Annotated in this window: 26 protein-coding genes; 16 read left to right on the forward strand and 10 right to left on the reverse strand. The window is 51.3% G+C overall.

Annotation, left to right across the window (positions count from 1 at the left end; translation table 11 throughout):
- The 5 genes from uppS to rpsB form a co-directional block, all read right to left on the reverse strand.
- A complete protein-coding gene (gene uppS, locus IMCC21906_RS12985; protein WP_082117478.1) occupies positions 1 to 747 on the reverse strand; it encodes a polyprenyl diphosphate synthase in 747 nt (248 codons plus the stop codon).
- 40 nt (positions 748 to 787) lie between these two features.
- Positions 788 to 1,309 (reverse strand): ribosome recycling factor, encoded by a 522-nt coding sequence (gene frr, locus IMCC21906_RS12990; protein WP_369795842.1) that lies wholly within the window; start codon positions 1,307 to 1,309, stop codon positions 788 to 790.
- A gap of 37 nt (positions 1,310 to 1,346) precedes the next feature.
- On the reverse strand, positions 1,347 to 2,093 hold the full coding sequence (gene pyrH / locus IMCC21906_RS12995) for a UMP kinase (protein WP_047013416.1): 747 nt from the start codon (positions 2,091 to 2,093) through the stop codon (positions 1,347 to 1,349).
- A gap of 231 nt (positions 2,094 to 2,324) precedes the next feature.
- Positions 2,325 to 3,188, reverse strand: a complete 864-nt coding sequence (tsf, locus tag IMCC21906_RS13000) for a translation elongation factor Ts (protein ID WP_047012523.1) — start codon at positions 3,186 to 3,188, stop codon at positions 2,325 to 2,327.
- A gap of 114 nt (positions 3,189 to 3,302) precedes the next feature.
- On the reverse strand, positions 3,303 to 4,049 hold the full coding sequence (rpsB, locus tag IMCC21906_RS13005) for a 30S ribosomal protein S2 (RefSeq protein WP_047012524.1): 747 nt from the start codon (positions 4,047 to 4,049) through the stop codon (positions 3,303 to 3,305).
- Positions 4,050 to 4,157: 108 nt separating this feature from the next.
- Here rpsB and IMCC21906_RS16890 point away from each other — a divergent pair, with 108 nt between their 5' ends.
- The 15 genes from IMCC21906_RS16890 (at position 4,158) to IMCC21906_RS13075 (ending at position 16,137) form a co-directional block, all read left to right on the forward strand.
- On the forward strand, positions 4,158 to 4,334 hold the full coding sequence (locus IMCC21906_RS16890; protein ID WP_156166049.1) for a hypothetical protein: 177 nt from the start codon (positions 4,158 to 4,160) through the stop codon (positions 4,332 to 4,334).
- Positions 4,331 to 5,122, forward strand: coding sequence for a type I methionyl aminopeptidase (gene map / locus IMCC21906_RS13010; protein ID WP_047012525.1), 792 nt, complete (start codon positions 4,331 to 4,333; stop codon positions 5,120 to 5,122). Before IMCC21906_RS16890 ends, map begins: the two co-directional genes overlap by 4 nt.
- Positions 5,123 to 5,125: 3 nt before the next feature.
- Complete coding sequence (gene glnD, locus IMCC21906_RS13015) at positions 5,126 to 7,810, forward strand: [protein-PII] uridylyltransferase (RefSeq protein WP_047012526.1); 2,685 nt, start codon at positions 5,126 to 5,128, stop codon at positions 7,808 to 7,810.
- Positions 7,770 to 8,963 (forward strand): succinyldiaminopimelate transaminase, encoded by a 1,194-nt coding sequence (dapC, locus tag IMCC21906_RS13020; RefSeq protein ID WP_047012527.1) that lies wholly within the window; start codon positions 7,770 to 7,772, stop codon positions 8,961 to 8,963. Before glnD ends, dapC begins: the two co-directional genes overlap by 41 nt.
- A 3-nt stretch (positions 8,964 to 8,966) precedes the next feature.
- Entirely contained in the window at positions 8,967 to 9,620 is a 654-nt protein-coding gene (gene nth / locus IMCC21906_RS13025) for an endonuclease III (RefSeq protein WP_047012528.1), read from the forward strand.
- A 59-nt stretch (positions 9,621 to 9,679) separates the two neighbouring features.
- Positions 9,680 to 10,033, forward strand: a complete 354-nt coding sequence (locus IMCC21906_RS13030) for an ArsC family reductase (RefSeq protein WP_047012529.1) — start codon at positions 9,680 to 9,682, stop codon at positions 10,031 to 10,033.
- Positions 10,034 to 10,097: 64 nt separating this feature from the next.
- Complete coding sequence (gene dapD / locus IMCC21906_RS13035) at positions 10,098 to 11,135, forward strand: 2,3,4,5-tetrahydropyridine-2,6-dicarboxylate N-succinyltransferase (RefSeq protein ID WP_047012530.1); 1,038 nt, start codon at positions 10,098 to 10,100, stop codon at positions 11,133 to 11,135.
- Positions 11,136 to 11,308: 173 nt separating this feature from the next.
- A complete protein-coding gene (locus IMCC21906_RS13040) occupies positions 11,309 to 11,491 on the forward strand; it encodes a PLDc N-terminal domain-containing protein (RefSeq protein ID WP_047012531.1) in 183 nt (60 codons plus the stop codon).
- Between the two features lie 7 nt (positions 11,492 to 11,498).
- Entirely contained in the window at positions 11,499 to 11,951 is a 453-nt protein-coding gene (locus IMCC21906_RS13045) for an MgtC/SapB family protein (protein WP_047012532.1), read from the forward strand.
- A gap of 2 nt (positions 11,952 to 11,953) precedes the next feature.
- Entirely contained in the window at positions 11,954 to 13,024 is a 1,071-nt protein-coding gene (locus IMCC21906_RS13050; protein ID WP_052763529.1) for an AI-2E family transporter, read from the forward strand.
- A 1-nt stretch (position 13,025) separates the two neighbouring features.
- Positions 13,026 to 14,039, forward strand: a complete 1,014-nt coding sequence (locus IMCC21906_RS13055; protein WP_047012533.1) for an amidoligase family protein — start codon at positions 13,026 to 13,028, stop codon at positions 14,037 to 14,039.
- Positions 14,036 to 14,698: a gamma-glutamyl-gamma-aminobutyrate hydrolase family protein gene (locus IMCC21906_RS13060; protein WP_047012534.1), complete on the forward strand. Its 663-nt coding sequence runs from the start codon at positions 14,036 to 14,038 to the stop codon at positions 14,696 to 14,698. Before IMCC21906_RS13055 ends, IMCC21906_RS13060 begins: the two co-directional genes overlap by 4 nt.
- Entirely contained in the window at positions 14,698 to 15,123 is a 426-nt protein-coding gene (locus IMCC21906_RS13065) for a YqaA family protein (protein WP_047012535.1), read from the forward strand. Before IMCC21906_RS13060 ends, IMCC21906_RS13065 begins: the two co-directional genes overlap by 1 nt.
- A 36-nt stretch (positions 15,124 to 15,159) precedes the next feature.
- Positions 15,160 to 15,711 (forward strand): YaeQ family protein, encoded by a 552-nt coding sequence (locus IMCC21906_RS13070; protein ID WP_047012536.1) that lies wholly within the window; start codon positions 15,160 to 15,162, stop codon positions 15,709 to 15,711.
- Between the two features lie 15 nt (positions 15,712 to 15,726).
- On the forward strand, positions 15,727 to 16,137 hold the full coding sequence (locus tag IMCC21906_RS13075) for a VOC family protein (RefSeq protein WP_047012537.1): 411 nt from the start codon (positions 15,727 to 15,729) through the stop codon (positions 16,135 to 16,137).
- A gap of 55 nt (positions 16,138 to 16,192) precedes the next feature.
- Here IMCC21906_RS13075 and IMCC21906_RS13080 read toward each other — a convergent pair whose 3' ends face one another.
- Positions 16,193 to 16,489, reverse strand: coding sequence for a hypothetical protein (locus IMCC21906_RS13080; RefSeq protein ID WP_052763530.1), 297 nt, complete (start codon positions 16,487 to 16,489; stop codon positions 16,193 to 16,195).
- Positions 16,490 to 16,771: 282 nt separating this feature from the next.
- Positions 16,772 to 16,957 carry a hypothetical protein gene (locus tag IMCC21906_RS13085; protein WP_047012538.1) on the reverse strand — a complete coding sequence of 62 codons (186 nt, stop codon included), beginning with the start codon at positions 16,955 to 16,957 and terminating at the stop codon, positions 16,772 to 16,774.
- A gap of 262 nt (positions 16,958 to 17,219) precedes the next feature.
- On the opposite strand from IMCC21906_RS13085, the gene dapE reads away from it, so the two are divergent.
- Complete coding sequence (gene dapE / locus IMCC21906_RS13090) at positions 17,220 to 18,356, forward strand: succinyl-diaminopimelate desuccinylase (protein ID WP_047012539.1); 1,137 nt, start codon at positions 17,220 to 17,222, stop codon at positions 18,354 to 18,356.
- Positions 18,357 to 18,404: 48 nt separating this feature from the next.
- Here dapE and IMCC21906_RS13095 read toward each other — a convergent pair whose 3' ends face one another.
- The 3 genes from IMCC21906_RS13095 to IMCC21906_RS13105 all read right to left on the reverse strand — a co-directional run bounded on the left by IMCC21906_RS13095 (position 18,405) and on the right by IMCC21906_RS13105 (position 20,891).
- Entirely contained in the window at positions 18,405 to 19,181 is a 777-nt protein-coding gene (locus IMCC21906_RS13095) for a class I SAM-dependent methyltransferase (RefSeq protein ID WP_052763531.1), read from the reverse strand.
- 147 nt (positions 19,182 to 19,328) lie between these two features.
- Complete coding sequence (locus tag IMCC21906_RS13100) at positions 19,329 to 19,760, reverse strand: CBS domain-containing protein (RefSeq protein ID WP_231580270.1); 432 nt, start codon at positions 19,758 to 19,760, stop codon at positions 19,329 to 19,331.
- 123 nt (positions 19,761 to 19,883) lie between these two features.
- Entirely contained in the window at positions 19,884 to 20,891 is a 1,008-nt protein-coding gene (locus IMCC21906_RS13105) for a hypothetical protein (RefSeq protein WP_047012540.1), read from the reverse strand.
- Positions 20,892 to 21,001: the final 110 nt, after the last annotated feature.

The following is a 21,001-nucleotide window of genomic DNA, read 5'->3' on the forward strand; positions in this document are numbered from 1 at the left end:
CTAATGTTGATGGGAGGCATCTTCGTCTCCATCTCTACCACCGTAGCGACGATCTCTTGCCGCAAAGGCCTCTATAGCCCTGTCCATTTCGGCCTCATCAAAATCGGGCCACAGACATTCAGCAAAATACAGCTCACTATACGCAAGCTGCCACAATAGAAAATTACTAATACGTTGCTCGCCAGCAGTACGGATACACAAATCGGGACGGGGTAGCTCCGTTAGCGCGACAAACCGGTCAAATAATTCAACATCAATATCGTCAACCGACAGCGCACCCTGCTCAACTTGCGTAGCCAGCCCTTTCGCAGCCTGAACGATATCCCATTGGCCGCCGTAATCGACCGCAATCACCAGCGTTGTTTCTTTATTAAAGCGGGTAAGCTGCTCGCTATAATCCATTTGCTTGCGCAAACCTGCAGAAAACTGCTCGCGGTTGCCAATAAACCGAACCCGCACACCATCCGCATGGAGTTGCTTGGTCTCACTATCCAGATAGCTGGAAAACAAGCGCATAAGTGCTTGTACTTCCAAAGTGGGGCGTTGCCAATTCTCACTTGAAAAGGCGAATAAGGTGACGACCTCGATGCCCCGACTTTTGGTGTGTTTCAGCAGGCTACGAATCACCTCAACTCCGGCACGATGGCCTGCGGCGGCGTTCAAACCTCGTTTTTTCGCCCAGCGATTGTTGCCATCCATAATGATAGCAACATGCCTAGGCACCAGCGGGCTAGCGGGATTCCGCATGCGTAATACAGCCTTTTAGTCAGTCGCAGCTAAAGCCGACTTAAATTTCCATCAAATCGGCTTCTTTTGCCGTCAACGCCTTATCAACTTCACCAATATATTTATCGGTAATTTTTTGAATATCATCCTGGGCGCGACGCTCTTCATCTTCGCTAATTTCTTTTTCTTTTAGCAAATCTTTAATGTCGGCAAGCACATCTCTACGGGCACTACGAATTGAGACCCTTGCACTTTCCGCCTCTTGCTTAGCTTGCTTGATATAACCTTTGCGCGTCTCTTCCGTCAGTGCAGGCATAGGGATACGAATTACCGTACCCGCCGACGATGGGTTTAAACCCAAATCTGACTTCATAATGGCTTTTTCCACATCGGGAACAATATTTTTTTCCCACGGTGTTACCGTCAATGTTCGCGCATCTTCAACACCAATGTTAGCCAGCTGGCCCAGTGGCGTTTCAGAGCCGTAGTAATTCACACGAATACCATCGAGCAAGCTGGGGTGCGCACGACCCGTACGGATTTTGTTGAAATTGCTGCCCAGCGCGTCAATTGCTTTTTCCATGCGCTCTTTCGCATCTTGCTTAAATTCGTCAATCACCTTATTTCTCCTCGTAGTCGGTGGTGGCCACTAGCGTGCCTTCGCTGCCACCAACAACTATATTCAAAAGTGCACCCTGCTGCTCCATTGCAAACACTCGCAACGGCATACTGTGGTCCCGGCACAGACAAATAGCGGTCAGGTCCATCACTTCAAGCTTTTTATCCAACACTTCGTCGTAGGTCAAAAACGCGTATTTTTCAGCACTGGCATCTACCATAGGGTCAGCGCTGTACACGCCATCAACCTTGGTAGCCTTAAGCACCAGATCAGCCTCAACCTCAATACCCCGGAGGCAAGCCGCTGAATCGGTGGTAAAGAAAGGGTTGCCGGTACCGGCAGCAAAAATCACCACTTCACCCCGAGACAACGCGCGAATCGCCTTTCGACGATCATAATGATCAACCACGCCGCTCATCGGTATCGCCGACATGACAGAAGATTTAATATTGCTGCGTTCAAGCGCGTCACGTAAAGCCAGCGCATTCATTACCGTCGCCAGCATCCCCATATGGTCACCGGTTACCCGGTCAAGCCCAGCTGTCTGCAGTGCTGCGCCACGAAAGAGATTGCCACCGCCAACAACCAAGCCGACCTGAACACCAATCCCGACTAGCTGCCCCACTTCCAGCGCCATGCGGTCAAGGACTTTAGGGTCAATACCAAACCCCTGCTTTCCCATCAGTGCTTCGCCGCTTAACTTCAGCAAAATTCGTTTGTATTTTTTGTCGCGACTTTGGCTAGACATGCCTTGCAGAACCCCACGTGAACCAACATCCAATACAACGCCAGCCCAAATATTTCAGCAGCGCCCCAGCATTACCGGCACCCAAAAAGTGCTATCGGCAAAAAACGCCGTATTCTAACAGGAATTTCATCGAAATCGCGTCAAATCTAAACGGCGATAATGCCAAGGATTCCACTGCGTTTTTGCCGCACATACAAAAAGGGGCCCGAAGGCCCCAGTTTTTCAAGTGGCTTAGCCCTTTAGCTGGGCCGCTACCTCGGCAGCAAAATCCACTTCTTCTTTTTCAATACCTTCACCAACTTCAAAGCGCAGGAAGGATTGAATGTCGGCGCTGTTGTTTTTCAGCAATTTACCGACCGTCACTTCAGGGTCTTTCACAAAAGCTTGATCAACCAGTGCATTCTCAGAAAGGAACTTGCGAATACGACCATCAATCATTTTTTCGATGATTTCAGCAGGCTTACCACTCTCTTGAGCTTGAACCGTAAAAATCTCACGCTCCTTCTCAATCAGCTCAGCGGGCATATCGTCAGGCTTGGCAACCTGAGGGTTGACCGCTGCAACGTGCATGGACACATCGCGAGCCAACTCAGCGTCACCGCCTTTCAAGGCCACCAACACAGCAATGCGATTATTGGAATGAACATAGCTATCAACTACGCCACCCTCAACAGCCAGCACTTGCGAACGACGTACAGAGATATTTTCGCCAATTTTTTGAACCAGTGCTTCACGAGCCTGCTCCAATTCGCCATCCATCAGCGCAGCAACATCTTCTTGCTTTGAAGCAAATGCTTTTTCCAGCACCAAGTTAACAAACGCCAAAAAGCCTTCATCCCGAGCAACAAAGTCAGTTTCGCTGTTCACTTCAACAATAACGCCGAAGCTACCATCTTCAGCTACTTTAGCGGCAACCACGCCATCCGCCGCAGTACGACCTGCTTTTTTAGCCGCTTTCATGCCGCTAGATTTGCGCATCTCTTCGATTGCCAGCTCGATATCGCCACCAGCATCGTTCAGTGCTTTTTTACACTCCATCATGCCCAGACCTGTGCGGTCGCGCAGTTCTTTAACCATCGCTGCTGATACAGCCATCTCTAAATCCTCTATATATTGGGCTTTAACCTGACCCAAACCACTGGGCCTGCTCAATAGGTATCTAAAAAAGGGGGCCTGGCCCCCTTTCGCAGACTACCTGTTAAAAATACCTTACTCGGCGGCGTTTTCTTCGCCTTCGGCAGCCACTTCTACAAACTCATCTTTAACGGGCACTTCGTTTTCAACCGCACCCACCAACGTGTCGGCAATCGCAGTGACGTAAAGCTTAATAGCACGAATTGCATCGTCGTTACCGGGAATAACATAGTCAACGCCATCGGGGTTGCTGTTGGTATCAACAATGCCAAATACTGGAATGCCCAGCTTATTCGCTTCTTGAATCGCAATGCGCTCGTGGTCTACGTCAATAACAAACAACGCATCTGGCAAGCCAGCCATATCCTTAATACCGCCAATGGAACGCTCAAGCTTTTCCATGTCACGACGGCGCATCAGCGCTTCTTTCTTAGTCAATTTGTCAAAGGTACCATCTTGGCTTTGAGCTTCTAACTCACGCAGACGACGCACAGATTGACGAATCGTTTTGTAGTTGGTCAGCATACCGCCCAACCAACGATGGCTAACAAACGGCATACCGGCACGTGCGGCTTGCTCGCCAATAATTTTACCGGCGGCGCGCTTGGTACCAACAAACAGAATCTTGTTCTTGTTTGCGGCCATTTTAGCCATAGCATCGAGGGCACGGTTCATTGCAGGAACGCTGTGCTCAAGATTAATGATATGAATTTTGTTACGAGCACCGAAGATGTACGGTGCCATTTTAGGATTCCAATAACGGGTCTGGTGACCAAAGTGAACACCAGCCTGCAACATTTCGCGCATGCTTACTTGTGACATGATTTTTCCTTAATAAACATCGGGTTATTAACTTGCAGCTACCCCGCAACCCAACCCCAGCCATTGCTGAAGCACCCGGGATTACGTGTCGGTAACGGCGCGTCGTTTATGCTGTTGTCAACTGAGGCCGACAAACAGGCGCGTCTTTATACCACAACTGCCCAACAGCTTAAAGAAAAACCGCTGTTAAAAAGCAGAGCCCTTCGCCTGTCCAGAAGCAATGGTTTACAATATCGACCTTTGGCTAAAATTGCCCCACCGACGCTGGTGCCCTCACGTTTATGAATGTTACAAAGAAGACCCCCGAAGAAATTGCCGCTATGCGCGTTGCTGGACGCTTGGCCGCCGACGTATTAGAAATGATCACCCCTTACGTTCAGCCCGGTGTCAGCACTGAAGAACTGGACCGTATCTGCCACCAATATATTGTTGAGGTTCAAGACGCGATTCCCGCACCACTCAACTATAATGGCTTTCCCAAATCGATCTGCACCTCCGTCAATGAGGTGATATGCCACGGCATCCCATCAGATAAAAAGATTTTGAAAGAAGGCGATCTGCTTAATATCGATGTCACCGTTATTAAAGATGGCTGGCATGGCGACACCAATCGCATGTATTACGTGGGCGAGGTACAAGATCACGCCAAGCGCCTTTGCCGCGTCACCCAGGAATGCCTATATAAAGCCATTGAATTGGTTCGGCCGGGCTGTATGCTAAGCGACATCGGTACTATTATTGCCAAGCACGCCCGGGCCAACCATTATAGCGTCGTTGAAGAGTACTGCGGTCACGGCATTGGCCGAGGCTTTCACGAAGACCCTCAAGTTTTACATTATGGCGAAGGCTATAACCGCCGCAATGACCTGAAACTAGAAGAAGGCATGACTTTCACCATCGAACCGATGATCAATGCCGGTAAAAAACATACCAAACTCAATATGAAAGATGGCTGGACGGTCACCACCAAGGACCGCCGCCTGTCTGCCCAATGGGAACACACCATGGCAGTCACCGCTGATGGCGTTGAAGTTTTAACCGCCAGACCCGACGAACCCTTTTATCAAGGCTAATAAATGCCCCAGCTAGACCGCGAGAAACTCGATCAAAATGCGAGCAGCACTTTGTCGCACTATAAAAACTTTCTCCACGCCCTGCAGAAGGAGCTCGAAGAAGGCTTTCATGATGGCGTGCCGGTGCGAGACCTGGTCGCGCTGCGCTCCAATAAGATTGACGAGTTACTACAAGACCTCTGGAGCCGTTTTGAATGGGATAACGACATAGCACTCATCGCCGTTGGCGGCTATGGTCGAGGTGAACTGCACCCCTACTCCGACATCGATATTTTGATACTGACCCAAGGTGATACTGACAAGTACCGCGACAATATCGAGCGGCTTATCACCCAATTATGGGACTTAAACCTGAATATCGGCCACAGCGCCCGCAGCATTGCCCAATGTCAGCAAGCCGCCATTGACGACATCACCATCGCCACCAACTTAATGGAGTCCCGCACCCTCAGCGGAAACAGCGCCCTTCACGAAGAATTAATGGGGTTGGCAGGCCCCGAGACTATCTGGCCCAGCGCTGATTTTTTCCGGGCGAAATGGGACGAGCAAATTCAACGCCACCGCAAATACGCTAACACCGAATACAACCTTGAACCCAATATAAAAAGCTCTCCCGGCGGTCTTAGGGACATACAGATGATTGGCTGGGTGGTAAAACGTCACTTCGGCGCCCAGTCAATTGGCGAACTTTACGAGCGTCAGTTCCTCAGTTTGGAAGAGCTCTCACTAATCAAAGATGGGCAGGACTTTCTCTGGCGTCTGCGCTTTGCCCTGCACTTAGTCGCCGGTCGGGAAGAAGATCGCCTCCTGTTTGATCACCAGCGCACGCTGGCCACCATGTTCGGTTTTGAAGACAGCGATGGCAAACTCGCTGTTGAGCGGTTTATGCAGGAGTATTATCGCTGGGCGATGAATCTTGGTGTCATCAACGATGTACTGATGCAACACTTTGATGAAACCATACTAAGAGCCTGTGAAGCTGAAACCCTGATCGAACTCAACACCCGGTTTCGAGTGAGAAACGGTCATATCGAAGTCGCCAACGACAAAGTGTTTGCCAAAAGCCCTTCCGCATTAATGGAAATTTTTGTGCTGATGGCCAGCAACCCTTCCATTGACGGCGCCCGGGCCAGCACCATCCGGCTCATTCTGAAATCTCAATATTTAATCAATGACCGGTTTCGTGCCGACCCCCGCACCAAGCGTTTATTTATGGAGTTGCTACGGTCACCGCAACGGGTTGCACTGCAATTACGGCGAATGCGCCGCTGGGGTGTGTTGGGCGAATTCATTCCAGAATTTGGTCAAATTATGGGGCAGATGCAGCACGACCTGTTTCATATTTACTCCGTCGACGCCCACACCATGGTGCTGATCAAAAATATCAGCCGCTTCCGCTACCCGGATATGGTCGAAACCTTTCCGATGGCGCACCGCATTATGCAGCGTCTGGCAAAGCCGGAATTACTATTTCTGGCCGGCCTGTTTCACGATATCGCCAAAGGCCGAGGGGGTGATCACTCCACCCTCGGCGCCGTCGATGCACGGCACTTCTGCGAAAACCTGGGGCTCAATAAGCGCGACAGTAACCTGGTTGCGTGGCTGGTGGAAAAACACCTGGAAATGTCCTCTGTTTCTCAGCGCAAGGATATTCAAGACCCCGAAGTTATCCGCGATTTTGCCCTAATGGTAGGCGAGCAGTCCCGGCTGGACTACCTGTTTTGCCTGACCGTGGCCGATATCAACGCGACCAACCCCACGCTGTGGACCTCTTGGCGAGCATCATTAATGCGCCAGCTTTACGCCGAGACCCGCCGGGCGCTGCGCCGGGGCCTTGAAAACCCCATCGACAAACAAGAGTGGATTGCCGAAACCCAGCTTGGCGCCATCGAAAAACTGGAAGATTACGGATTTACCGACACCGAGACTAAACAACTCTGGGCAAATACCGGCGAAGACTATTTTATCCGCGAACAGATCGACGATATTGTCTGGCACACTCGGGCTATTGCCGAGCGGACTCGGGCAGACGCCTCCTTGGTACTGGTAAAAGAAGGGGGCCTGCAAGACCACGAAGGCGCGACCCAGATCTTTGTTCACACCAAGGGTCGCCCCGGCCTCTTTGCTCAGCTTGCAGCGGCTATGGAGCAGCTCGACCTGAGTATTCAAGATGCCCGTATATACAACAGCGGTTCTGGTTACACCTTAGATACATTTTACGTACTCGATGCCAATGGCGAGTCTCTGGGCGACAACAACGACCGCATTGAACAGATCATTCAGTTCCTGCAGGAGCGCCTCGAACACCCAGAACGCTTCCCGGAAGCCAATAGCCGCCGAACTCCTCGGCAAATGCGCCTGTTTAGCACTCCAACTCGCACCAGCATGGCGACGGATCTGAACAAAGGCCATACCGTTCTGGAAGTCATCACCCCGGACCGCCCCGGACTGTTGGCTAAAATTGCCCGAATTTTCAACCAATACGATTTGCGTCTACAAAACGCCAAAATTGCCACCTTGGGCGAGCGAGTAGAAGACGTTTTCTTTATTACCAACAGCGAGCAGAAGCCCGTGGAAGACCCAGTGTTATGCCGGGAAATTCAAGACAGCATCTGCAAGGAGCTGGACCAGCAAGTGAGTAAACAGAATGAATCCACGGCTCCAGGCCCTTCAGGCCTATCCATTTGAAAAACTAAAGGCCTTACTGGCAGACACGAATCCACCAGACTGCAAACCTATTCCGCTCTCCATAGGCGAGCCCCGCCACCCCGCGCCAAGTTTTGTGCTTGACGCGTTGGCGGGTAACTTAGACAAACTTAGCAATTACCCCACTACCAAGGGCATTGCCGAGCTTCGAGAAGCTATTTCGGCCTGGGCTTGTCAGCGCTTTGCCCTGCCTGCGTTATCTGTCGAGACCCAGTTACTGCCCGTTAATGGCACCCGAGAGGCACTCTTCGCCTTTGCCCAAACAGTAGTAGCGGCAAGCCCCGACGCACTGGTTTGCACGCCCAACCCCTTTTACCAAATTTATGAAGGTGCAGCGCTGTTGGCTGGCGCCCAGCCGCACTTTTTAGCCTGCGATGTCCGCAATGGTTTTATTCCCGATTTTGACGCGGTGCCTGCTGACATTTGGCAGCGTTGCCAGCTGCTGTTCATCTGCACGCCGGGCAACCCTAGCGGCGCCGTAATGGACATTGCCAGTCTGCAAAAGCTAATTGCATTAGCAGACCAGTACGATTTTGTTATTGCCAGTGACGAGTGCTATTCCGAGCTGTATTTTAACGAAGACGCACCACCACCGGGACTACTTCAAGCCTGCGCGGATATGGGCCGCAATGATTATCGCCGCTGCGTGGTATTTCACAGCCTGTCAAAACGCTCCAATCTACCCGGCTTGCGCTCTGGCTTTGTCGCCGGTGACGCCAACATTCTCAAAGACTTTTTGCTTTACCGGACCTATCACGGCTGTGCCATGCCGGTTCAACACCAACTTGCCAGTGCGGCGGCCTGGTCTGACGAGCATCACGTCAAAGCCAACCGCGACCTCTACCGAGAGAAGTTCGCCAAGGTTCTGGCAACATTAGACGGCTGCCTGGAAGTAAGCCAACCCGACGCGTCCTTTTATTTATGGGCAAAAACGCCCATTGCCGACACCGACTTTGCCCGCCAGCTTTTTGATCAACAACATGTCACCGTATTAGCGGGCAGCTACCTCTCAAGAGAAGTTGATGGTATTAACCCCGGCGCTAACTATGTGCGTATGGCCTTGGTGGCAGAGCTGGATGACTGCCTAGAAGCCGCCCGTCGCATTAAGGCCTTCTGCCAGTCGCTGGAGGCTTAAGGTATGTTGAAAGCCGAGCGGGTGGCGTTTATTCAACGCCGCCTGGATGAACTCTATCCTGAGCAGCCCATACCGCTGGATCACAAAGACCCTTACACCTTGCTGGTTGCCGTGTTGCTCTCCGCCCAGTGTACGGATGTCCGAGTGAACCAAGTCACGCCTGCGTTGTTTGCCCTGGCCGATAACCCAGCCGATATGGCCCGGCAAAGCGTGGAAAAAATCCGCGAGATTATTCGCCCTTGCGGCCTATCGCCACAAAAATCAAAAGCCATAAAGCGTTTATCCGAGATGCTTATGGAAGACCACGGCGGCGAAGTTCCCCAAGACTGGGAGGCCTTGGAGCGTCTCCCCGGTGTCGGTCATAAAACTGCCAGCGTCGTCATGTCCCAGGCCTTTGGGGTACCCGCTTTTCCTGTCGACACCCATATCCACCGTTTGGCCCAACGCTGGGGCTTGAGCAACGGCAAAAATGTCGCCCAGACTGAAAAAGATCTGAAACGTCTGTTTGCCAAAGAAAACTGGAACAGTTTGCATCTGCAAATTATTTACTACGGCCGCGAATACTGCAGCGCCAGAGGCTGCGATGGCACAGTGTGCGAAATTTGCACCACCTGCTACCCCGAGCGTAAAACGGCCAAGAAACTCCGAAAAGCCTGAAGATACAAGCACTTTTTGCTAAGCTTAGCGACCCAAAACTGGAGGCCACCACACGCACTATGACTGTGATTTTATACGGCATAAAAAACTGCGATACCGTTCGCGCTGCCAGAAAATGGCTGGATGCGGAAAACATTGAACACCAATTCCACGATGTTCGGGAGCAAGCCCTCAGTGAAGACCAGCTTAATCAATGGTTGGACAAACTGGGGGACAAACTGATTAATAAACGCAGCACCACCTGGAAACAGCTGGACGAAGCCGACCGAGAGCAACTTAGCGACCGCGCGGCCAAGCTCTTACTTGCCCACCCGACACTAATGAAACGGCCGCTGCTGGATACAGGAAAAGAACTGCATCTGGGCTTTAAAGACACTGATTATCAGCGCATTTTCACCCATCACACATTGTGAAGCCGGCAGCGATTTTAAACATCAATATGACACTCACCCCAACAACACAGGATGCCATCTCAGCATGACCGACTCTATTTTTAGCCTGGGCATAGGCCTCGGCAGCCAAAACAACAAAGGCGAATGGCTAGACAGCTTTTATCCCAAACCCCTGCTTTCGCCCTCTGCTGAGCTTATCGCGGCGGTTACACCCGTCGTAAATTACACCGGCGGCAACACCGCCATTGCAGTCAATGCCGACACAATGGCAGCACTGGCCGATGCGATTAAAGGTTGCGGCGAAGATGCCTTGGCCGAAATTGCCGTGCAGTTAGCCAGCAGCAACCAAGCACTGGTGGTCACGATACTGGCCAGCGATGAAGCGCCAAGCTCGGTTCCCGAGTCTTACCTCAAACTTCACCTGCTCTCTCATCGTCTGGCCAAGCCACATCAGCTGGATCTAAACGGGATGTTTGGCGTGCTACCCAATGTCGCCTGGACCAACCAAGGTGCAGTTGATTTGGCAGAACTACCTCAAAAACAGCTACAAGCTCGCATGAAAGGCGAACTGCTAGAAGTGATGTCGGTAGACAAATTCCCCAAAATGACCAATTACGTCGTCCCCACTGGTGTTCGCATCGCCCATACTGCCCGCGTGCGCCTTGGTGCTTACTTGGGTGAAGGCACCACCATCATGCACGAGGGTTTTGTGAACTTTAATGCGGGCACCGAAGGCCCAGGCATGATCGAAGGCCGGATTTCTGCCGGCGTTATGATTGGTGCCGGTTCAGATCTTGGCGGCGGTGGCTCAACTATGGGCACCTTATCGGGTGGCAACAATGTGATCATCTCCGTTGGTAAAGAATGCCTCATTGGCGCCAACGCCGGTGTCGGCATTCCCCTTGGTGATCGCTGTACCATTGAAGCTGGCCTTTATATTACTGCTGGCTCTGTCGTCACCATGGTCGACGACAAAGGCGAAGCTGCGGCCACCACTAAAGCCAGAGATTTGGCTGGCAAGTCGGACCTGTTATTCCGCCGCAACTCCAAAAACGGCGCCATTGAGGTGCTGACAAACAAATCAGCCATCGCCTTGAACGAGATGTTGCACGCCCACAATTAAGTGTGATTCAACACCTTCCTACTCGACATTGCGGTAACCCGCCGCAATGTCGCTTTTTGCAAACACTGGTGAACTCCTTGCCAAGCGGCTACTCTATAAAGGCAACTTGTCTATAAAACAGCGACTTAGACAAGCCGGCTTATTTCTGCCTCAGCGGCGACAAGGAGATAGAGATGGATCTGCAAATTACCGGTATTCTTGGCTTTATTATTTTTATTGCCGATATTTGGGCAATCCTCAATGTTATTCAGAGCCGAGAAAGCTCAGGCACAAAATTACTGTGGATTGTACTCATTCTAGTTCTGCCACTATTGGGCCTGCTCATCTGGTGGTTTGCTGGACCACGAGAGCCATAGCTACGCCGTGTATCTTGTTTCTGAGATCGACTGGCCACTGATCGTCCACCACCTCACTCAGCTCGCAATTGCCTATGTTTTGGCACTGCCGATAGGTTTTAACCGCGAAGCGGAATCCAGAGGCGTTGGTTTACGTACATTTCCCTTAGTTGCTATTGCCTGTTGCGCTTATTTGCTTATTGGCCGGGACGTGCTTAGCGGTGACGAATCCCACGCCAGGTTAATGTATGGCTTGATGAGCGGTATTGGTTTTATTGGCGGTGGCGCCATATTAAAACAGGGCGATTCTGTCTCAGGCACCGCCACGGCATCGGCTATCTGGTCCACTGGTGCAATCGGTACAGCCGTTGCCTGGCAGCGATATGAAATAGCCATTGTCGTCAGCCTGATGACCTTTCTGACCCTTCGATTACTGGTACCCGTAAAACGCTGGGCCAAGACTAAGAGACATAACGACTAAATATGGACGTTTCCAAAACACCCAAATCGGCTGACTGGGCGATAAAAATTCTCGCCGTGCTGGCAGTGCTCTACACCTTACAAGTTGCTAGAGACGTGATGCTACCCATCACCTTAGCCATTATTTTTGCCTTGTTGCTGGGTCCTGCCGTGACTCGCTTACAAGACTACCGCATTCCCAGAAGCTTAGGTGCTCTCGCGCTACTCACCCTGAGCCTGGGCGCTTTTGCTGGTGGTTTGTATATGCTGACCACCCCCGCGCTAGACTGGTTAGGGAAGGCCCCCGAAGCAATCAACATCATCCAAGATGAGTTACTCAGCGTCGACAGTGGCAGCAACGAAGTCGATGCGGCAAGCCGCAGCATCGACTCGTTGGCCAAAACCCTGAGTAGCGAACCCAGCAACCCGCAAATTACCCAAGTAGTGATTACTGAGCCTGGCTGGCGAGCAGAAGTCTGGGAGATAGGCAAAAATTTTGGCGTCTACGGCACCTTGAGCATCATCATGCTGTTCTTTCTGCTCACCTCCGGCGAAGCACTGCTCAAGCGCTTTATTCACATATTACCCAGCCAGCGCGACAAGGCCACGGTAATTGACGTGGCAAAACACGCCCAAGAGCAAATGTCCCGGTATTTGGTAACCATTACCGCCGTCAATATTGGCCTGGGAACTGTTACCGGATTGGCATTATGGGCGCTGGGGTTTCCCGATCCGGCTTTATGGGGAGTCGTTGCTGCTGTTCTGCGTTATATACCCTATCTGGGCGTCAGCATTACAATCATGCTGCTAGCCATCATCAGTGCCGTGAGCTTTGATTCAACGGAAATGATTCTGGCCGCGCCACTTGGCTTTGCTTTACTCACATCCTTTACCGGACAATTTGTCGACCCCTTTGTCCACGGCTACCGCTTTAGCCTTAACGCCATTGTCGTCTTTTTATGGATATTCTTTTGGGGCTGGATGTGGGGGGCACCGGGCGTTCTGCTTGCCGTGCCACTACTCACCTTATTCCAAGTAATTTGCCAACACGTAGATCGACTCACGCCGATTGCACACATGATAGGAAACGAATGACATGACGGATCTGGATACCTACCGCAAAGCGTTATGGCCGCTGCCCATTCAGGCAAAAACAGCCAACAAAAAATACCGGCGCGTAGGCGTAGAAATAGAGTTTACTGGCCTGCAAATCGACGCCATTGTCGAGATCATCAAAGCAGAACTTGGCGGCAAGGCCGCGCCGGTCTCTGACTATGAGGTTAATGTTGAAGACACCTCATTAGGCAGCTTTGGAGTCGAACTGGATTTTGCCTATATCAAAAAGCTTGGTCGGGAACGCAGTGAAAACGGCAAAGGCAATGATTTTGATGAACTCGCCGAAAACCTTGTCGGCACCATTGCCAAGCAACTAGTGCCCTTTGAGGTTGTCGGGCCACCGGTAGCAATGCCAGAGTTGTGGAAGCTGGAAAGTCTGTTTAAAGCCCTGCGACTAGCGGGTGCCGAAGGGACAGGCAGCTCCGCCACCAACGCTTTTGGTTTGCAGCTCAACCCGGAAATGCCTGATTGCGAAGCGGCCACTATCGTCAATTATTTGCGGGCATTCTTTTGCTTGTTTGATTGGCTCAAAGAACGCAGCAAGGTTGATCTGACTCGCCGCCTGACCTCCTATGTTGATCCGTTCAGCAAAGAGTATATCCGCCTGGTGCTTAACCCAGACTATGCCCCGGACATGGACACACTGATCGACGACTACTTAAAACATAATCCCACCCGTAACCGGGCACTGGATATGCTGCCCTTGTTCACTCATATTGATGAGGCTAGAGTCCGGGCCAAAGTCGACGATGACCGAGTGAAGCCCCGGCCAACACTGCACTACCGTCTGCCCAACAGCTTAATTGATGATCCTCAATGGGGCTTAATTACCCCATGGCGAGACTGGCTGCAGGTGGATAACCTGGCCAACCAACCCGAATTATTGGCCGAAGTGTGCGAAGCTTATCTGAAGCACCTGGACAGCTTTACCGATAGCCTGTTTGGCGACTGGGGACACGCGGTTTATCGCTGGCTGTTTCCGGAGCTGCTATGACTCGTCCGTTGATTGGCGTCACTGGCGACGATCAAACCCTACGATTTTCTTGGTGGTTTATCCGCTGGGCACTATGGCGCTGTGGCGCTAAAGCCTGGCGGCTGACGCCCGATCGCAGTACGCTCCCCGACAATCTCGATGGCATCATCATTAGCGGTGGCGACGATATCGACCCGCAACTCTATTTACCAGACGCCCCCGACGTTGCCCCCATCAATGCTAGACGGGATCGTTTTGAAATCGCTATTTTAGAAAGTGTATTGGGCAAAAGCATGCCTATCCTTGGGATTTGTCGGGGCGCGCAGCTGATGAATGTAGTGCTTGGCGGCACCTTATTTAGCGATCTTAGGGAAGTGCGCATCAAAACCTCTAATCGACGAATGTTGCTACCCCGCAAAACCCTCAACGTGTTAGATAACAGCCAATTGCAAGGAGTACTCGGCACTGCGCGCTGCAAAATAAATAGCCTGCACCACCAAGCTGTCCGCGACTTGGGAGAAGGCTTAGTGGTTAGCGGCAGAGATCTGGATGAAATTATTCAAGGGGTAGAGAGCCCTGAACACCGCTTTAGAATGGGGGTACAGTGGCACCCTGAATACCTTCCCCAAAAGACCGAGCAACTCAGGCTGTTCCAGCATTTAGTTCAGGCGGTTAACTAATGCTGTTTCAGTATTTTCTGCTTTTTGCTGCCTCTTTTGGTGCCGCAACTATTCTGCCATTTTATTCAGAGATCTTGCTTGTTTCACAGCTTCGGTCTGGTTTAGATCCTTTCTGGCTGTGGTTTTTTGCCAGCCTTGGTAACACGCTAGGCGCCGGCGTGAACTGGTGGCTAGGGGAGCGTCTGGTGCAGTACTCTGATCGACGCTGGTTTCCTGCCCGCCAAAGCGATTTACTCCGGGCCCAAAACTGGTTTAATCGCTACGGCCAATGGACCTTATTAATGACATGGTTGCCAGTGGGGGGCGATGCATTGACCGTTATCGGCGGCATGATGCGAGTGCCAGCACTGCAGTTTTTTTTACTGGTTGGCATCGGTAAAAGTGCCCGCTACGCTCTACTTATTCTTGGTTACAACGCCTTCTAGCCGCGTACAATAGCGCTATTTCAAGAGTGTTCTGAAATGGCCTTAACTGCAACTGTCTTTAAAGCTTCGCTGGATATCAGCGACCTCCGCCGCCATCACTATCAGCACTACGCCTTCACTATTGCACGCCATCCCTCAGAAACTGACGAGCGCATGATGCTTAGGTTGCTCGCCTTCGCCCTTTTCGCCCATCAAGATTTAGAATTTACTCGGGGCATTAGCGATACTGACGAGCCAGACCTATGGTTAAAAGCGCCTAGTGGCGAAATTGAACTCTGGGTAGAGCTTGGTAATCCCAGTAGTAAGCGGCTGCGTCGTGCCCGCAGTTTGGCTTCAAAGATTATGGTTGTCAGCTACGGAGGCCGCACCGCTGAACAATGGTGGCTAGAAAATGAACGTGAATTACGGGGTTTTAAATCCCTTAGCCTCATTGAGATTGCCCAAACCGAATCTCAGGCACTGGCCGAAATGGCCCAACGGAATATGCGTCTGCAATTTACTTTAGACGAGGACTCGATTTGGGTATCAGATCAAAACACTAGCCTAGAAATTCAAGCACAGCTGCGGCTAGGTGACTGGGCCATATAAGCCAAGGAGGATTGAGTGAGCGTTATCAACATTCATACCATCGATCACGTCGTGCTGCGCACCGACAAATTGTCAGCAATGCTCGATTTTTACCAACACATTCTGGGGTGTAAATCAGAGCGGTGCGAAGAAAGCATCGGCCTGTATCAACTGAGAGCCGGGGATGCGCTTATTGATATTGTTCCTGTAAACAGTCCGTTAGGCAAAGAAGGTGGCCCTCCGCCCGGAGAGCAAGGCCACAATATGGACCATGTCTGCTTACAGCTCAGCCCTTTTAACGGTCCTGAGATTTTACAATTTTTAGATGCGCAAGGTGTTAGCCGCAGCGATATTGAACGTCGTTATGGCGCCAAGGGTTTTGGTCCGTCTATCTACATCTATGACCCAGAAGGTAACAGAGTCGAACTGAAAGGCCCGCCTGAATAGTTTCTGTGATTCCCTTTCAGCCGAACAGCAGCCATTAGCTGATATTACTCAGCGGCTAATTAAGAATATTGATGATCTCAAGGGTGGCTGCAATCAAACGAAGGCGGCGATCTTCAATTTGCACCGTCACATAACCGTGCTTATCCACCGGCGAAATAATACGACCATGCCGGTAAATATCCCGGTCCAAACGATGCCCTACCGCAAGTTTTTTCTGCCAACCTGGAGGTAAATTGCCCTGGGCCGCTTTTTTCTGAAGACCGGGAGGCAAGCCGCCAGGGGGCTTTGCCATTAGCGGTGCTGACACTGAGCACGCCATGACGACGGCAAGTGCAATGCCTATCTTTTTCATTTCAACTCTCCTTCATGACCCATACGTCTAACTAAGACGTTAGCTTAGAGCGAGGGTTCTGACGTTGAGCTGAACAAATAACGGTACTATTTTGTATAAGCACTGGTTTGTATAAGCAGTGATTTGTATAAGCACGGGCAGCGTCATGCAAACACCGGCAGCATGTCGTACAAAAATCGTCCAGAAAGTCTTATATAAACCGTGTGGGGACAGCCACTGCTGAAGCGCGGACGCATCCCCTCAAAGCGCGCCACCTCAACAGGTGACGCCAAACAGCCGGGGCTAAATGCTGTCTTTCATCGCGGCATTGATTCTGACCTCGCGATGGGGCTGAAAACTAGGTCCTGCCAATTGCTCAATACGGCCACCACGCTCGAGAAACTCATCTATCTGACGAGAAATTTCGGCGCGCAACGTTTGCTGATGGCCAGGGGAATGGCTACCGTGGATTTTCTGGAATCGGTTCATGTTTTCACCTCATCGTTCAATCATCTAATGTAAAGCCGCTGCTGCGACCCCAATCAGACTAGTGCCCGACGATGACAAAATTGCGATAAATTTATGACAATCTCAGGGCAACAGCAGCCATCACTTTTTTATCTCCGCCCTGCTCTCGCAGCCCGCCAATCCAGTGATCATTACTTTTCCCATTCACCCGCAAGGCTCGACTATAGCCAGTGATGGTCACATATCTGTTAAAATCCCGCTTTTGCTTTTGGTCCCCCATACTATGACAAGCCTTACGCCTACTTTGGAACTCGCCTGCGATCTAATGAGCCGCCAATCTGTTACTCCGGAAGATGCCGGTTGCCAACAGCTGATGATGGCCCGCCTTGAGGCCATAGGCTTTCAATGCCAAAACCTGCGCTTTGAAGACGTCGATAACTTTTGGGCGGTCAGAGGCGACAGCGGTCCTCTGCTTTGTTTTGCAGGGCATACCGACGTGGTGCCCACTGGCCCCGCCGAAAACTGGCAGCAACCCCCTTTTGAGCCCATCATCAAAGACGGCATGTTACTGGGCCGGGGCGCAGCCGACATGAAGGGAAGCTTGGCGGCAATGGTCACCGCCTGTGAGCGGTTTATAGCAGAGCACCCTAAGCATCAGGGCCGCATCGCATTTTTAATAACCAGTGACGAAGAGGGGCCTTCGGTTAACGGCACCGTCAAAGTCGTGGAGTGGTTAGAAAACCAACAGGAAAAAATCACTTGGTGTCTCGTCGGCGAGCCCTCCTCTAGCGAGGAAGTAGGCGACGTTATCAAAAATGGGCGTCGAGGCTCCTTAGGGGCAGTACTCAAAGTGCGTGGTGTACAAGGCCATGTGGCTTACCCCCATTTAGCCGTTAACCCCATTCACACTGCCACACCAGCCCTGGCCGCCCTATCTCAGGAAGTCTGGGATGAGGGCAATGACTTTTTCCCCGCCACATCCTTTCAAATTTCCAATATCAACGGCGGCACCGGGGCAACCAACGTCATCCCCGGCGAACTGGAAGTGGTTTTTAATTTCCGTTTTTCCACCGAACTGACCGAAGACGATTTAAAGCGCCGGACACTGGCCATACTAGACGCCCACAACCTGGATTACCGAGTGGATTGGACGTTAAGTGGCCATCCCTTTCTCACCGCTGAAGGCCCGCTAGTAGAAGCTGCCCAAGCGGCTATCACCACCGTCACAGGACGCAACGCGGTTCTCTCCACTGAGGGCGGCACCTCTGACGGCCGTTTTATTGCCCCGACTGGAGCACAAGTGGTGGAGCTGGGACCAGTCAACGCCACCATTCATAAAGTCGACGAGCAAGTGAGCGCCGCCGACCTCGACACCTTGTCGCAAATCTATGAAGTGATGCTGGGGAGACTGCTCACCTAAAAGCCTATACGCCTATTGATGCTGAACCATTTTTGAAGCGGTCTAGTACTAGGATTTATTAAAGGCTTTTAAAGGATACACATCGAAGCGCACCGCCTTGCCTGTCACCGCAAACTGAGGCGGCCTTCCCCCAAGAGGAGGCGCGTGAGGGGGGCGCTTAACCACGACCCGGTGCTTAGCCGCCTGCAGGGCCAAATCCAGCAACGCATCTGCATCGTTGTCCATACCCACAAGGCTGTGGAAGAGACGCATCTCTTTTTTGACCAAAGCAGATTTACCGGACTCGGGAAACATCGGGTCTAAATACACCACATCGGGCTGCTGAGTTTCTGACATAGCAGCCAAAATACTGTGGGCTCCCGTCGTCTGTAACTCCATCCTCGATACCATCTCGCAGATGTCAGGGTCATACTGCCCCCTGCTAATACCATCCGCCAGCATGGCAGCAACAATGGGGTTGCGCTCACACAGGGTAACTGTCGCGCCATAACTGGCCAGCAAAAAGCTGTCCCGCCCCAGACCTGCCGTGGCATCTAATATCCGCAACTCAGCTCGTCGACCACCAATCGCCTTTAACAGCAATTCTTTACCCCGGTGTCGATCGCGAAACTGCTTAGCAAAATCAATGGCAAACGGCTTTTCACGCAATCGGGGGTTACGTCCGACTACCAGTTGTTGGTCTTGAAAGAAAAGGTAAAGCTGCTCAGAACCGCCATCCCGGTCTGCAACTTCAGGCAGGTTCAGATGCGCCGCCAGCGCCGAGCTTCGGGGCTCGCCATCGGGGTTCCACACCAAAACAGATTGAACAGCGGCGGCATCAGACATAGTCGTTAGATTTCAAGCTCAGTCGTTAAAAAGTAAAGCTCGCAATCATAGGCGAAAGTGCCGCCGCTGCCCATGCTTTCAATTGGCGATGCGGAGGGCCTGTTAACATTAACTGGCCCTAACGAAACGCCAAATAAAACTTAGAAATTAAGAATAATGACGACAGCAATTTACAATGCGGCCCGCCCACTCTGGCTCATTACAAGCTTCGGCAATATCTGCCAACGAGACCACACCAATAAAATCTTTATTTCGAGAGTTATTCATGACCAACAGGCGCTGCACGCCTTGATCCTGCATATTTTGCAGTACGTCTTTAATATCGTCGTCCTCATAACAGTAACGCGGCTGACGGCTCATCACCGAACTGATAGGATCATCGGCCGTTTTGCCCTTGGCAAGGCCACGCAACGCAATATCTCTATCTGTCACCACGCCAACCAATTTCTCTCTATCTGCAATGGGAGTAAAACCACGATTTTGATCGCCCATTCGCGCCACGGCTTCACCAATGGTGGCTGAGGCTTCTAGGTATTCAGGTTTGCGGCTCATTAGCTGCTGCACTTTCATATCAACCATATCGGCTCTCCACTTCTACGGCCCGTTACCGAGCCTGACGTTTCCGCCATCACCAAGAAAGCATTGCCTTTGCGGTAAAACACTTTGGTAATGACGTATAAACTGACACTCAATTAACACACTCTAAATTTCATCAAGCCAGCGGCGCTTACGCACCTGCACTTTAATAACTTCGATAATCTCAACCATAACGTCGCCCACCTCATGACTGGACTGTGGGGGTTTATCAGCAACATCGCCCAGCAAGCTTCCCAGCACATCATCAATCACCTTTTCAAACTCCGGTGAATCAAGGCTATTAATCATCTCTTCCATCAAACCCAAACTGCTGCCAGACAGGCTGCGGGCAATGCCATCCACGATGGCATCACCGATTCCTGGTACCCGTTCCAGCTGTTTTACAGCGGCGTTTTGCTGCACGGACTTGGCAACTAATTGCGTGAGATATTTTTCTAAATCGTCTTTATTATCCTGGTAGACGTTTTGATAGGTTCCGCCCATGCTCCTGGCAATACTGCGGCTTAGCGCCTCCCGCCTTGGCAAAATAACGTCATCCACAATTTTTGCCGGCAGAGTGGATCCCCCGCCACGCACTTCGTTTTGTATCCCGGTTAACACATTTTCCACGACCCGATCTGAGACTTCTTCCAGAACAATATCGTAGTAGCGTTTGAGTAGCGCAAATACCCGCCAATTGCGCATATTTATCAAACCCATACGCTGCAGTCGTAGCAGTATCGCCAAGACTCTCAGCACTCTGAGCAAGCGAAATCCCGACAGAGGAATGCACCCCAGCACGTCGTACCAGCGGGCAAAAGGATAAAACCACCAACGTTGATAACTGCGATGAACTATCGCGTAAACCCAGCCAGAAGCGACATCCAAAAGAAAAACTGCGACAAAATATAAATCGATTTGCTGAAAGTTTTTATGAATATTGTCGTCGTACCATTGATGGAAATCAGGCCATTGGCCCTGAACGACATTATTGATTGGACCGATAACAAATACGCTGTCAACCAAGATCAACGATAGGTTAAGCCCCACCAAAAAAATGATCGCCAAGTCCCAAATCAGCAAGCCCCAGTCCTGGGCGCGTCTTTTTTCTCGCACCTGCTCAGGCTGCTCCATTGATCACCTCAGCCTTGCAACACGATATTGTTTCTATGTATTCGCGATTAGTGAGTAACATTCCGCTGTTGTTTTGCTGCATATTTCTGTGACCGGTAGTGAATAACAAA

Origin of the sequence: Spongiibacter sp. IMCC21906, assembly GCF_001010805.1 — a bacterium.
Classification (GTDB): domain Bacteria; phylum Pseudomonadota; class Gammaproteobacteria; order Pseudomonadales; family Spongiibacteraceae; genus Spongiibacter.